The following is a 13,639-nucleotide window of genomic DNA, read 5'->3' on the forward strand; positions in this document are numbered from 1 at the left end:
TCAGCCCGGCCTCCTTTTAAGAAACAACGTCGAATCCCTGATCATCAATCGTTTCTTTAATCTGGTCTTCCGTTACCTGATCCGGGTTAAATACAACATCAACCGTTGCCTGATCAAGGTCTACCTTTACCTTATCGACACCTTCCAGACTTCCGACGCTTCCCTCAACAGATGATACACAGTGCCCGCAAGTCATTCCTTTTACGTTTATCGTTTTATTCAGCATACTTTCTTCCTCCTTCATTATTTATTTGAGCAGTCGTTCCATTACATCAAGCACTTCGTCGATCGCTTCTTCTCCGTTATCATTCTGCACGGCTCTCGCCACACAGTGGTGCGTATGATCCGCGAGAAGCGCCATCGACACTTTATGAAGCGCGGAGTTCACGGCAGACACTTGATTGAGCACATCCACGCAGTAACGGTCTTCGTCCACCATCTTATGAATTCCGCGGACCTGGCCTTCTATCCGCTTGAGACGGTTCAACAGCTGCTGCTTGTTCGGCTGCACGACTTTCTTCTCCGGAGCGGCCATACCGATCCCTCCCTTTTTGTATTTGATTCCACTATACAATACCCCTGTATAGTATTTCAACCTTTATAGCAAAAAATATTGTTCTTCTTCACGAAATAGGTCTTTCTGCCGATTAGAGAAGAGGACAGATTTGACGAAGGACGTGATGGCCATGATGGATGTGTTGCAGAAGGATCAGCTCGCTCAAATGACCGATGAAGAGATTTTACAGGCGCTGGTCGTAGCGGCGCCGATATTCCAGCAAATCTCAAAAGATGATTTTATGATGGATATTGTTACAAAGGAACGGTTTCTCGCCCACTTTCCCGGAAAGACAATTGATGTTCCGATTCAGGCAGGGGATCCGGTTCCGTCTGATGACGAAGTGATGCAGGGGGCACTGCGTGGGACGCCTCAATCCGGACGTCCCCCGTTTGAAGCGTACGGCGTGCATTTTCTTGGGCGCACCTGGCCGGTTCACAACGGACGCGGCGAGGTGATCGGTGCTCTCGGGATCGGGTATAACATAGAGCACTTGATTCAAATAGAGGAAAACATTAAAAAGACAGAAACTGTTCTCGAGTCGGTAACCGACTATACAAAACGGCTCGAACAGGCAGCTGAAGGACTCAGAAGCTCAAGCGAAGGTCTTGAAATCCGCATGGAACAGGTAGAAAAAAGTATTAACAGCGTTGACGCTGTGCTGAATATGATAAACAAGGTCTCTTCCCAGACGAATATTCTCGGTCTCAATGCCTCTATTGAAGCAGCGAGAGCGGGCGAAGCCGGCCGAGGCTTCAGCGTCGTTGCAGAAGAAGTAAGAAAACTGGCTGAGGAAACGTCGAAAGCATCGGGCTTGATTGACTCGCACATGTCTGAAATCCGGACTGCCTCGGAAAGCCTGAGCACCTCATTTAATCAGGTAGATCGCTCCGTGGAAGAGAACAACCGCGTCATTGAACGATTTGCAGATATCAACCGCGAGCTGACGTCGATCAACGACTCCATGACGAAATCGCTGCATTACCTGCTGGAGGCATAAGGCGGCCCTCCCTAAAAAAAACCGAGCGATCGCGGAGTCCCATTGAGGAAATCCGCGATCGCTCGGTTTTTATATTCATCGTATTTTGTCAGCTCAGCAGACGCTGCACAAATTGATAGACCGTCCTATTTTCTGTGATGTACAAGTGCGGCGGCAGGTCTTCCCGCATCGGTGTCAAGGCAATGTAATCCATTTTTTTGCCGGCATCTGAGGATTGAATGGAAGCAGACAGACGATATGAACCGCTCTCATGCAACAGCCTGATCTCCTGCAGTGTCAAAGCAGCACCCTTTCTGGGGCAGGAGCGCGCACCGGAGTCGTCCATCCGTTTCGAATGGCGGTAACGACGGCTTTCGTGACGCTGTCAGAGGCCGTTTCCTCCATCAGTTTCTGTCTTGCATGCTGCAGAGAAGCCTGCGTATACCCATACTTAAACCTCAGCGTGCGGCTGTCAGCTCCGTTCAGAAGAAGCAGCAGCAGCTTCCTGGCCTGCGGATTCATTTTTTCCGGAAGATTGGACTCCTCCAATACAAAGTATTCAATCGGCGTCCCGGGTGCCTGCAGCGCATACATGTTTGTAACCAGTCCGTCATGCCCATCCGGACAAAGTCCGGCCGGATACGTGTTTAGGTCCTGTAGAATACTCTCCGTATTGGTGAAGAAGTAATCCCGGTTGAATATTCCCGCGATCGGAAACTGAAGCGCCGGTAAAAAGGAAACGATTGCTTCTTTCGGAACAATCAGGAGAAGCGGATTATCGAGAATGCAATGTCCCGTGTCCTCAGCAAGGATTTTGATCGCGCTGTCGGCTTGATCCATAAACAGGAAAACCGCGTCATATGGACGACGTTCTGCAGCATATTGCTGAAAGTTGCCCTGCTGCATGCTCCAGCCCGGCATTTCAGACAGAACCCCGTGTTCGTGCTGCTCATGTATGACATACCCCTCTTTCATACCTTACCTCCTGACCGTGAAACAACCGCAAAAACAGGACTGCCGCGGAGGCAGTCCGGACCTTCCTGTTGATCGTGCTGCGTACGATTCAAGTGATGTCCGGGTTGTACAACGCGTTTAACGTGTATGTTGATTATACAAAGGACCCGTTCTCTCCGCAAAACCTTTGTACCACTCATTTTCAATATATTTAAAAAGAGTCCTTTTAAATGCACCAGCACATTGATTGCTCACGGTCGTTTTCCTTATTATGGAATAAATAAACCATCGTTTTTAATCATCGATCGACTCACTAAAAACGGCTTTGATTCGTCCAGACGTCGATAAACGCGTTCTGCTTGCCGAGCAATTGAAACGCTTCTTCATAACTGCTGCATCGACTATAAAATTTCCCTTTAAAATAGAGGTCGATCTCTTCCTTTCTGTCAATCAGCTCATCTGCCCGCCAGTTCCATTTCAGCTCTTTATTCCGATCATGAAGATACTCTTTAAACATAGCGCCCTCTCTTCCATTATTATGTAATAATATTAATAATGTAAGTATCCTCTTTTCAGACGCAGTTGAAAATAGCTCATTCGTCAAAACTTCGGCAAATTCAGCAGTTAAAAGTCCTGTTGTTCGTCGATTGAACTGCGGTACCGGCGTTTTTCCAGAAAAAACGATCGAAAGAGGCGGTCCTCCCGATCGTCCCAGTTGCTTATTGACAGCTACACTCCGTTTACACTTACCTTTTTATTTATCTGCGTGTTGCATTCAGGCATTTCTGTCGACCGGCTTCTTCTCCTCATTCTGCGCTATCAGCTCCCGATAGAGCATCACCCGACCTTTACCCGACTGCTTCACCTCATACATAGCAGCATCCGCTGTTTTTAACAGTTCGGACAGTGATGCGGCATCGTCCGGATACGTGCTGATACCGACACTAGCAGAAACGCTCGCACGGTATGTGCCAAAGCTGTACGCGCGTTCGATCAGCTTGATGACCGCCGTTCCTGCTTGGCGGATATCCTCCTCGCGGTCATACGCCATCAGCACCGCAAATTCATCTCCGCCGACACGAGCGGTGATAAACCGGGAGGCTGCAAAATGCTCCTCAAGCCGGCAGGCAGCTTGCTGCAGCAGTTTGTCTCCTGTATCATGTCCCCACGTGTCATTTACTTTTTTGAAGCCGTCTAAGTCCAAAAACAGCAGTGCTGCTCGTCCATTATGTTTTGCCAAAAATAAATCAAACTGGTTAGTCAGGTAAAATCGGTTCCCGAGCCCGGTCAGCTGATCGTGATAGGCCATTCTGGAAATTTCCTGATTAGCCTCCCGGATATTTGCGAGCATCGTATTGATCTCACGCTCCAGTTGGATGGTTTCAGCGTTTCTGCCGTACGCTATTACCTCTCCCCCCACAGCTGGGTCAATTTGCTTTACCTGTTCGGCAAGCTTTGTTATCGGGGTGCCGATAAAGTAGCGAAAAGCGGCGAAAAAGAGCCCCGCAATTATAAGCAGCGCAGCTCCGGCCGCAACCTGAAGATGAACAAGGTTAGCTGATTGGGAATCGTAGTAAAACCGGTCGCCCGCAACGCTCAGCACCGCTCCCTCTGTGATGGTATAGGTGCCGCTTATTTTATTTTCCTCCTCGAGATAAGCCACACGTTCATCCGAAAGCAGCGCCAAATCAACAGAAAGCGTATCTGCCAGCATGGCCGTATACGGCTCGTCCACGAGCCTGCCCATCAGCAGCGTCCCCTGTGGGTCGGATCCATCATTACGCGTAATCGGATGACTCGTCATCATCATCAGACCGTGATTCGATTCTTCAAAGAAAGACGTCTCTCCTTCCTCCACATGATCTTCCATCAGTTGGAAAAACGTCTCAGGCTGACTAAGTCGATCACCCTCCTGATCAATCCCTTTTTCATAAAAAAGCTTCCCGTCCTGGTCCAGAAACACAATTTGCTGCACCCGAATGTTGTAAAGCATCTCATCATCGAGGTTAAGCTCGACGTAGCCTTCAAAGTCACCGGTTATAAACTGATGCGAATCGTCCCATTCAGCCCAGTCGATCGTCTGCCGGAGCAGATCGTCCTTTTCCTTCTCGAGAAAATTTGCCGTTCGAAGCACGTTTTCTTCCACCGCATTGCGATCGGCCTCGTTTGCTTCTGTTAAAAGCATCGGTGCAATAATCACCTGCATAATCATGACAGCCCCTGCCAAAAGTCCGCTGACGACGAGAAATGCCCACGTACGAATTTTCATCGTCTGCCCCTCATTTCTATCTTTTTTATTGATTATATCGACAGCTTAAGACAAAAGAGTTAGGCCTAAAGATTAATATTTATGCAATTTTTTATGAATTTAAGTTTAAAGATGCATGCTGCTTTACAGTTGAATAAGATAAGTGATAAATGTTTGATTCATACGTATGATGGAGCTTACATGAAAGACGCAGGCTTTTCTATCTTTTCGAAGTTTTCATTACGTTAAATGCATTTGTTTTATATAAAGGTCTCTAGCATGAAAAAGCATCAGACCGGCTGTGCCTGTCTGATGCTCTCATTCATTTACCGCTGATTTCCTCGTCCCTGGTTACTAACTTCTTCTTCAAATACGGCGCTTACAGCTTCATATGCATCTACGTAGCCAGCTCCAGCCTCCCATGAAGCAAGTCCTTCCATTGGAGAAGCTGTATCCTGAAGAATATCCTTTACCTCCTGCGGAGAAAGTGTCGGATCTGCTTCCAGCATCAGAGCAGCAATACCGGCAACGTGTGGAGCTGACATGGACGTGCCGCTTAGTGTTGTATAGTAAGGCAGATAGGCCGGATCGATGTACTCGGCATCATCTTCCAGTGCGAGAGCTGAAAGCGGAGCGATGACACGGGTTGAAATAATATCAACTCCTGGTCCAGTGATCGTTGGCTCATCCTTCCACTCCCATTCCTCTCCGTTTATCTCAAAGGAGCCTCCCTTCCCTTCTGTACCACGTGAAGAGAAATCAGCAAGGGTGCCGTCCTTATTTCCCGCAGCGACGGAAATGACCCACGGTGCTTTTGCGTATGGGTTATGGGTGTTTTCTTCCGGACCACTGTTACCGGCAGAAAAGACGGTCACAATGCCGCGGTCATATGCTTTTTTCGAAGCAATGTTGATCGGGTGGTACGGATCAAAGTCGCCGGAGCCGCCCCATGAATTATTGATCACACGGATATTGTAGCGTTCCTGATTGGCAATCGCATAGTCAAATCCGCCAATACCGTCGAGTATGAGCAGCACAGCGCCGGATCCGTAACCAATCAGGTCAGCACCGGGTGCAACCCCTTCGTATTTACCCGAAGATTTAGCCCCGGTCCCACCGACTGTTCCAGCTACGTGCGTGCCATGACCGGAATTAGTATCGGTATTCACCACATCCTCCTGATACACAATCGGGAAAAGACTGCTTTCAATGCTGTTCAGATTTGTATTAGCTAACACATTTTGTACGAGGTTGTTTCCGAATTTGTGATCCTCGTGCGTGCCATCAACACCACTGTCATTGACGACGACTCCAATGCCGCTTCCGGTGACAGGCAGTCCGCCGTTCTTCTGGCGGAAATCATCATCCGTTCGTACTTCATCCACTCTTGTCAGGTCTGTTGATTCCTCATTGAAGTAGTCCAGCTCTTCATTCAAATATACTGATAATACATCATCGGCTTCGCTCAAAGCTTCCACCTGGCTTTTCGTGACAATCGCTCCCGCCATCGGCAGAGCTTCCATCGTCACCACGTTTGACAGGCCGAGATCCTCCAGTAATGACAGGCTGCTGTCTGCTAAAGGCCCTTCCTCATCAAATGTAATGACGACTTCGGCAGTACCGGCCTCTTCTACATATGTAAGAAGGCCGTCCTCAATGACTGTATCCAGAACAGGAAGGCTGCTTGTCAGCGCCTTTCCCTGCATGCCGGCCGGCAGGACGAGCAGAAACGAAAGAACAAATGCTGCTGCTGTTTGACGCACGGATCGTTGTTTCATAAAGTATCCCTCTCCTTTGCTGAAATGGTAATGAATGACTTAAGTATGAACTTGTCAAACTATTTCATCTATTCAGCAAAGGATATATCTTTTTGCCGGATACTACTACCAATGGTCTAGCAGCATCCCTGCAAAGGAGCTAGTCTTCTATGTGAACAAGCTTCTCCTGAATCGCCTTAATTATCGCCTGGGAGCGGCTTTTTACACCCATTTTTTTAAACATATTGCTGACGTGTATTTTCACCGTCTTATCGCTGATTACCAGTGCTTCCGCAATTTCTTTATTCGTCTTTCCTTCAACCAGCAGCTCCAGCACCTCTTGTTCCCTTGCAGTTAAAGCACCCTCTGCTTTCTCAGCCGGGGGATTCTGATGCAAATCAAACAGTTTTTTCGTTAATGACGGGTGGACGACTGCCTCCCCTTTCATCGCCGACCGCAGGGCGTGGACCACCTGGTCCGATGGCGTGTCTTTAAGCAGGTAGCCGTCCGCCCCTTCCTGAATAGCCGAGATAAAATATTCATCGTGTTTATACATTGTCAGCATGAGAATTTTGATAGACGGCTGCTGCTTTTTCATTTTTTTCACGGCTTCAATCCCGTCCATGCCCGGCAGGTTGATATCCATCAGCACAATATCCGGCTGTTTTCCTTTTTCCAGCTGACGAAACGCTTCTTCCGCTGAATCCGCCTCTGCGATCAGATCAATATCCTGCTCCAGAGAAAAAATCGTCCGCAACCCGTCACGCAGGACCCGATGATCCTCCACAATCATTACCTTCATCTACATCTTCCTCCTCTGCCGGCATCAGCAGCTGTATTGTCGTGCCCTCTTCCTTTTCCGATATCAGCTCCAGACGGCCGCCTGCTCTCTCGGCCTCTTCATGCATTTGGCTGATCCCAAAGTGACGCCCGCTTCCGCTTTTTACAAGTGCTTCACTCAGTGAAAATCCGCTCCCATCATCCTTGATCGTCAGCTCCAGGCCTGCACGCCGTTCCCGGAGTCGAATGTGCACCGTACGTGCGCGACTGTGTTTGCCTGCATTTTGCAGTGCTTCGCGCAGGATGTGATAGACTGCCTTTTTTTCATGCGGTGTCAGAGAAAAAGTACAGGTCTCCCCTTCAAACTGCATATCCAGCTCAGGAAATCTCTCGTTTGCTTTTTTCACTTCTTCCCGCACGACATCAGCTGTTTCCCGGCTTTCTAATGGATCAGGCCGAAGCGAAAAGATCGATTCCCTGATTTCTTTCAGACTCTCCCGCAGCTCGGGGAGCACTTCCTCTACCAGCTTATGACCCGTTTGCGGTGCCTGACCAAAATGTTTGTTGGCCGCTTCAAGCTTTAACACGGCACCTGCAACAGACTGCGCAATGCCATCATGTATTTCCCGGGCAATACGATTTCTTTCCTCCAGCAGCACGCGTCTGTCCGCTTCCTCCCGGTACATGCGGTCCCGGACAGCTGTTTCAATTTGATCCTTCAAAGCATCCATCATCTGCAGCTCGGCAGCCGGAACGCGCCTGTTTCGAATAAAGGAGACGACAATCAGCCCTTGGCGGCGGGAGTTATTCATGATGGGAAGAAAAACAGCGGTCCGATAGACGTTCGACACATAGGACGCCTCTTTCAGACTGCTTTTATCTGTGCGTTCCACTGCTTGGCGCTCTTCGCCGATTAAAATAGAAAGCTGCTCAGCCTCCTTCTCTGTCAGCGCCAATTCCAAGCCGGCCGAGAGCTTTCTTTTCCATTCCTGAGCTTCTGTCACCCAGATTTGCAGACTGTCAAAATCAAATAGTTCCCGGATCATACTCTCCGACCCTTCCATCCAGTCTTCGTCCGATAGTCTGCTGTAATAATGCTCTTTTAACCGAATCAAGCTCTGAAGCCGGCTTTTTTCCTTGCGGAGGCGGGTATTGCTGCCCCCAATTAATGAAATAGCGGCGAGCGGGAAGAAAAAGAAGAAGAAGCTTGTAAAATTAATCGTCGTATCGGTCTCAGCGCTGAGAATAAAGAACAGGCAGAGGTAGCTGTAGGAAAGCAAAAAGCCGACGCTTTCCACTAACGCTTTGCTGCTCCATTCCTTTGCTTTAAAGGGCTGCGGCCGAATCCATAAAGCCGCATCTACGAGCAAATTATTGGTGATGTAGAATACCAGCGTCAGAACAAGGCCAAAGACCAGCTGTTCTGCAAGCGCGTAAGAAAAAACCTCCTCCATCGGCAATAACTGTTCAGCCGCTGCCCTCGCGGCTGCATAGCTGATAATCAGCTGAGCCGGGTTAAACAGCTGAACCCGAAGCGGCCGCTGATAACTAGCGTGAACAGCAAATACAACGATACCGTACACGAGTAAAGCGGTGCCGATACCAAAGAATAAATCCATGGCAAAGACCAGCGGAAATCCAAGCGTCGTCGAACTTTTAAAAACAGGAATAGCCGAATATTCAGTGATAAATAAAAACAGCATAAACAAAAGTAAAATCGGCAGCGAAAACGGCATGTCTACAGCTGGCAAATAGCTTAAAAAGACGATCAGCCCTGCTGCCGTTACCGTGCTTAAATAGAAGGCAGAAACTTTTTCTCTTTTTACAGCTGGACGAATCAACAGGCTCCCTCCTTTCTGCGTAATCCCGGGAAAATCATATCCTGCTTCCGCTATGTTTCAGACTGATTTTAGATTATCACATAATACGACTTAGAAAGGTGCGGGTTTTTCGTCACGTGGATTGGAAAGGATTATCTGCTGAAGAAAAAATCACTGCATCGTATGAATGGAAAACGCCTCCCCATATTTACTTCGCCTCCCTTAGTAATTTACGCTGAACCCGTCATGTTGATTATTCGAGGAGGTACGTATATGCAAACAACGATGAAACGTTCCACCAAGCTTTCCCTGTCGGTGATCAGTACGGCTCTGCTGGCTGCAGCATTCGGCACAGGCGCTTCTGCTTCTGACAATGCACAGGGTCCAAACCGTACAGTAGAAGGAATCTCTGCTGAAGACAGCACAAGCTTCACTGTTGATTTTGACAAAACCTATCCTGCCGGCATTAACATTGACCGGATGATTGAAGTAGAAGTAGAGCTGGAGGATGGCACGGTAGTCGAGCCTGAATTAACGGATTACCACGTTTCTGGCAGCGACCGGTCACAGGTAATCGTTGAGCACGCTGACGACGATCTGGACGGCCTATCTGGCACACTTTCGGTAAACGATGTTACGATTGATTTCAGCTATGCGGATGAGCCGGTAACAATTGATATTTTTCATACGAATGACATCCACTCCAAGATTGACAACCTCGGACTGATATCCCATTTTATTAACGAGCAGGGAGAGGCCGCGGATAACCACCTTTACCTAGATGCCGGCGATATTTTCAGCGGAAATGCCGTCGTTGATTTGCAGGAGGGCGCACCGATTATTGATATCCTGAACGAGATGAATCTGGATGCGATGGCGATCGGGAACCACGAATTTGATTACGGCCAGCAGGCGTTCGCGGACCGTGTTGCGGAATCTGAATTTGACTGGCTCAGCGCCAACACCGAAATCGTCGATCCGGATGTGCCGATTGAGCAGCCAAAGCCGTATGAAATTTACGAGGTCGACGGCGTTGAAGTCGGCGTCTTCGCATTGACGCAAAATCCACCATCCACCCGTCCTTCCGGCATTGAAGGTATTGATTTCCATGATTACGTAGAAACAGCCGAACAGTATGCCTATCTGGAAGAGGAAACCGACGTACTGATTGCGCTCACGCATATCGGGCATAGCGCGGACATCGCCCTTGCTGAAGAAGTTGATTTCTTCGATGTGATAATCGGCGGACACTCGCATACACGGACGTTTGAGGAAGTCGTAGTAAATGATACGCCGGTCGTGCAGGCAGGTGCCGATTCCCTCTTTGTTGGTCACTTTAATTTGGAATACGATAATGGGGATGTCAGCTTCAACGATTTTTACCTGCAGGACGTTGACGAATTGTCAGAAACGAATGAATCTGTGCAGGAACTGATCGACATGTACAATGAGGATGCGGAAGAGCTTCTCAGCGAAGTGGTCGGCGAGACGAATACCGGACTTTACCGCGAGGCACGCTACGAGCGCGACACCTCTCTTGGAAACTTCTGGACGGATGCAATGAAGGAAGCACTTGATGCAGACATGGCGGTGACTAATAACGGCGGCATCCGCGCAAGCATCGAACCGGGCGACATTACTGCCGGCGATATTTATGTGATCGAACCGTTTGCGAACGAGCTGAGCGAAATCGAGATCAGCGGCGCAGAAATGCAGAATGTGATCGAAGGTTCGCTTCGCTCAGATGGCGGAATTGACCTGCAGACATCCGGTCTCACGTACACGCTGTATGTGAACGATGAGGACGAAGTCGTCGATGCGGATCTTTACGTAGACGGCGAACCGATCGATCCGGATGAGACATACACCCTTGCTACAAATAACTTTATGGCAGAAGGCGGCAGCGGCTACGATTTCTCCAACGCGGACATCATCCAGCCGGAAGCAGGCTATGTGACGATGGCGATGTTCCAGCACCTGGATTTCCTCATGGACACAGAAGGCGCAGTTGACTACGAAGACGGCGAAGGCCGCATTTCCATTGAACAAGCAGACTAATTGTATGAGCAGCCGGCGGGATCTCCCCGCCGGTTTTTTTGAATGCGGTTTGAAATGATAAGTTGGTGGTCGAGAATGAAAACTTTCGGTACCAGCTCAATAAGATTTTCGTTATAAAGAACGAAAGTTGATAACCGTAATAAATTTCAGCCTGAGGTTAATAAGTTGAGCGTCGAGGTTGAAACGTTTGCGCCTCGACTTAATAACTTCAGCAGTCCAAATGAAAACTTTCCTCCCCGTATCCATGAGAAAGTTTCTGATAGGAGCCGTACTGATTTGCTTTCGTTGTCCTCTGTTCAGCTCTCACATATATACGGCGACTTTTTCTTATAACTGGATGTGTTAGTATGCTATGCCTTATCTTTCTAAAACAGTCGACGATAGGCCTCAGGTAAAGGATACAGCCTTTTCACCTAATTCTTCCGGTAATGTGACAACCTGCGCGCCTATTATACTCTTCTCCACCTAAAACGTTTACTTCGATTTCCGGTATATATACGCTGAAATTGAGCTTTTTTTCTGAAAGCTTGGAATTCATTTTGGGGAGGAATATACATAATGAGCAAAGGGATGAAGCGTTCTAAAAAGCTTTCGATCGCTGCGATCAGTGCCGTGATGCTGGCAGGAACCATCGGATCAGGTACCGCTTTGGCCAACAATGGCAATGGCCAGGGTCCGAACCGCACCGTTGAAGGAGTGTCTGCTGAAGACAGCACCAGCTTTACTGTTGACTTTGATAAAACATATCCAGCAGGTATTCATATCGAGCGCATGATTGATGTGGAGGTCGTGCTAGAAGACGGAACAGTGGTTGAGCCGGAGCTGACCGACTTTGATGTCGTGCAAAGCGACCGCTCTCAGGTGACCGTGGAGCACGCAGATGATGATTTGGATGGCCTTTCCGGTACACTCTCTGTAAACGATGTGACGCTTGACTTCGATTACACAGCAGAGCCGGTCTCTATCGATATTTTCCATACGAATGACATCCACTCCAAGATCGATAATCTTGGGCTGATTTCCCAGTTTATTAACGATCAGGGAGAAGCGGCAGATAACCATCTTTACTTAGATGCCGGCGACATTTTCAGTGGCAATGCTGTCGTTGATCTGCAGGACGGCGCTCCGATCATTGATATTCTGAATGAAATGGATCTGGATGCGATGGCGATCGGAAACCACGAATTTGACTACGGCCAGCAGGCATTTGCTGATCGTGTAAATGAATCGGAGTTTGACTGGCTCAGCGCAAACATGGAAGTCGTAGATACAACGATTCCGATTGAGCAGCCAAAGCCGTATCAAATCTACGAAGTAGATGGTGTTGAGGTTGGCGTCTTCGCATTGACGCAAAACCCTCCTGCTACCCGCCCTGCCGGTATCGAAGGCATCGCTTTCCATGATTACGTGGAAACGGCAGAGCAATATGCCTATCTGGAAGATGAAACGGACGTGCTGATCGCACTCACCCACATTGGACACAGCGCCGACAGACACCTTGCAGAAAACGTTGATTTCTTTGATGTGATCATTGGCGGCCATTCGCATACGCGAACGTTTGAGGAAGCAGTTGTAAACGGCACGCCGGTCGTCCAGGCTGGTTCTGATGCCAACTTTGTCGGCCACTTCAATTTGGAGTATGATAACGGCGACGTGAGCTTCAACGATTTTTACCTGCAGGATGTTAACGATCTGTCAGAAACGAACGAATCCGTGCAGGATCTGATCGATATGTATAATGAAGAGGCAGAAGAACTCCTCAGTGAAGTTGTCGGTGTTACCAACACCGGTCTCAGCCGCGATGGCCGCTGGGAACGCGACACGTCTCTCGGGAACTTCTGGACGGATGCAATGAAGGAAGCGCTCGACGGTGACATAGCGATCACGAACAACGGCGGCATCCGCGCCAGCATTGAACCGGGCGACATTACCGCCGGCGACATTTACGTGATCGAGCCGTTCCAGAACGAGCTCAGCGAAATTGAAATTTCCGGTGACGAGCTTCAGCGACTAATTGAGGACTCCTACGAGGAGGGCAACGACCTGCAGACGTCTGGTCTGACGTTCACATTCTACGTGGATGAAGAAGACGAAGTGGTTGAAGCTGAACTCCTCGTTGACGGCGAGCCTGTTCAGTCAGATGAAACGTACACGCTGATTACAAATAACTTTATGGCTGAAGGCGGCGACGGCTATGATTTCTCTAACGCCGATATCGTGCAGCCGGAAGCAGGCTATGTGACCATGGCGATGTTCCAGCACCTTGATTTCCTTATGGAAACAGAAGGCGCAGTTGACTACGAAGACGGCGAAGGCCGCATTTCCATTGAACAAGCAGACTAATTGAAGGAGCAGCCGGCGGTTTTTCCGGGGCCACTGAAAATCTAGCGATTTTTCGTTTCGTATCGCAGAATCTCATATGAAAACCGCCCGTTTCTCCCCAACCTTGGAGAAACGGGCGGTTTTTTGTTGATCGTGTGGTTTGCA

Annotated in this window: 12 protein-coding genes; 3 read left to right on the forward strand and 9 right to left on the reverse strand. The window is 48.8% G+C overall.

Annotated elements, in window-relative coordinates:
• Positions 1-16: 16 nt before the first annotated feature.
• Positions 17-226, reverse strand: a complete 210-nt coding sequence (gene copZ / locus ACSZLD_RS15800; RefSeq protein ID WP_377910519.1) for a copper chaperone CopZ — start codon at positions 224-226, stop codon at positions 17-19.
• A 21-nt stretch (positions 227-247) separates the two neighbouring features.
• Positions 248-535 (reverse strand): metal-sensitive transcriptional regulator, encoded by a 288-nt coding sequence (locus tag ACSZLD_RS15805; RefSeq protein WP_168004467.1) that lies wholly within the window; start codon positions 533-535, stop codon positions 248-250.
• Between the two features lie 640 nt (positions 536-1,175).
• Between ACSZLD_RS15805 and ACSZLD_RS15810 the strand changes: the two genes are divergently transcribed.
• Positions 1,176-1,556 (forward strand): methyl-accepting chemotaxis protein, encoded by a 381-nt coding sequence (locus ACSZLD_RS15810; RefSeq protein WP_444685761.1) that lies wholly within the window; start codon positions 1,176-1,178, stop codon positions 1,554-1,556.
• Positions 1,557-1,644: 88 nt separating this feature from the next.
• Here the strand turns inward: ACSZLD_RS15810 and ACSZLD_RS15815 are convergent, their stop codons facing one another.
• The 7 genes from ACSZLD_RS15815 to ACSZLD_RS15845 all read right to left on the reverse strand — a co-directional run bounded on the left by ACSZLD_RS15815 (position 1,645) and on the right by ACSZLD_RS15845 (position 9,115).
• The gene (locus ACSZLD_RS15815) at positions 1,645-1,812 is read right to left on the reverse strand and encodes a hypothetical protein (RefSeq protein ID WP_444685754.1); all 168 of its coding nucleotides are present in this window, start codon (positions 1,810-1,812) and stop codon (positions 1,645-1,647) included.
• A 20-nt stretch (positions 1,813-1,832) separates the two neighbouring features.
• A complete protein-coding gene (locus tag ACSZLD_RS15820; protein ID WP_444685755.1) occupies positions 1,833-2,510 on the reverse strand; it encodes a hypothetical protein in 678 nt (225 codons plus the stop codon).
• A gap of 292 nt (positions 2,511-2,802) precedes the next feature.
• Positions 2,803-3,006 (reverse strand): hypothetical protein, encoded by a 204-nt coding sequence (locus tag ACSZLD_RS15825; RefSeq protein ID WP_444685756.1) that lies wholly within the window; start codon positions 3,004-3,006, stop codon positions 2,803-2,805.
• A 258-nt stretch (positions 3,007-3,264) separates the two neighbouring features.
• A complete protein-coding gene (locus ACSZLD_RS15830; RefSeq protein WP_444685757.1) occupies positions 3,265-4,758 on the reverse strand; it encodes a sensor domain-containing diguanylate cyclase in 1,494 nt (497 codons plus the stop codon).
• 305 nt (positions 4,759-5,063) lie between these two features.
• Positions 5,064-6,515, reverse strand: a complete 1,452-nt coding sequence (locus tag ACSZLD_RS15835; protein ID WP_377910524.1) for a S8 family peptidase — start codon at positions 6,513-6,515, stop codon at positions 5,064-5,066.
• Between the two features lie 139 nt (positions 6,516-6,654).
• Positions 6,655-7,296 carry a response regulator gene (locus ACSZLD_RS15840; protein ID WP_377910525.1) on the reverse strand — a complete coding sequence of 214 codons (642 nt, stop codon included), beginning with the start codon at positions 7,294-7,296 and terminating at the stop codon, positions 6,655-6,657.
• Positions 7,256-9,115, reverse strand: a complete 1,860-nt coding sequence (locus ACSZLD_RS15845) for a sensor histidine kinase (RefSeq protein ID WP_444685758.1) — start codon at positions 9,113-9,115, stop codon at positions 7,256-7,258. The genes ACSZLD_RS15840 and ACSZLD_RS15845 overlap by 41 nt, the downstream gene beginning before the upstream one ends.
• Before the next feature lie 252 nt (positions 9,116-9,367).
• Between ACSZLD_RS15845 and ACSZLD_RS15850 the strand changes: the two genes are divergently transcribed.
• Entirely contained in the window at positions 9,368-11,152 is a 1,785-nt protein-coding gene (locus tag ACSZLD_RS15850) for a bifunctional metallophosphatase/5'-nucleotidase (RefSeq protein ID WP_444685759.1), read from the forward strand.
• 558 nt (positions 11,153-11,710) lie between these two features.
• Entirely contained in the window at positions 11,711-13,495 is a 1,785-nt protein-coding gene (locus ACSZLD_RS15855) for a bifunctional metallophosphatase/5'-nucleotidase (RefSeq protein WP_444685760.1), read from the forward strand.
• Positions 13,496-13,639 lie beyond the last annotated feature (144 nt).

This window comes from Alkalicoccus luteus (genome assembly GCF_052061695.1).
Taxonomy (GTDB): Bacteria; Bacillota; Bacilli; order Bacillales; family Salisediminibacteriaceae; genus Alkalicoccus; species Alkalicoccus luteus.

Excerpts from the sequence above, each read along its gene's own strand:
- ACSZLD_RS15840 (WP_377910525.1), bottom strand. The coding sequence starts at position 7,296 with ATGAAGGTAATGATTGTGGAGGATCATCGGGTCCTGCGTGACGGGTTG.
- ACSZLD_RS15835 (WP_377910524.1), bottom strand. The coding sequence starts at position 6,515 with ATGAAACAACGATCCGTGCGTCAAACAGCAGCAGCATTTGTTCTTTCG.
- ACSZLD_RS15850 (WP_444685759.1), top strand. The coding sequence starts at position 9,368 with ATGCAAACAACGATGAAACGTTCCACCAAGCTTTCCCTGTCGGTGATC.
- ACSZLD_RS15825 (WP_444685756.1), bottom strand. The coding sequence starts at position 3,006 with ATGTTTAAAGAGTATCTTCATGATCGGAATAAAGAGCTGAAATGGAAC.
- ACSZLD_RS15810 (WP_444685761.1), top strand. The coding sequence starts at position 1,176 with ATGGAACAGGTAGAAAAAAGTATTAACAGCGTTGACGCTGTGCTGAAT.
- ACSZLD_RS15805 (WP_168004467.1), bottom strand. The coding sequence starts at position 535 with ATGGCCGCTCCGGAGAAGAAAGTCGTGCAGCCGAACAAGCAGCAGCTG.
- ACSZLD_RS15820 (WP_444685755.1), bottom strand. The coding sequence starts at position 2,510 with ATGAAAGAGGGGTATGTCATACATGAGCAGCACGAACACGGGGTTCTG.
- ACSZLD_RS15855 (WP_444685760.1), top strand. The coding sequence starts at position 11,711 with ATGAGCAAAGGGATGAAGCGTTCTAAAAAGCTTTCGATCGCTGCGATC.
- copZ (WP_377910519.1), bottom strand. The coding sequence starts at position 226 with ATGCTGAATAAAACGATAAACGTAAAAGGAATGACTTGCGGGCACTGT.
- ACSZLD_RS15830 (WP_444685757.1), bottom strand. The coding sequence starts at position 4,758 with ATGAAAATTCGTACGTGGGCATTTCTCGTCGTCAGCGGACTTTTGGCA.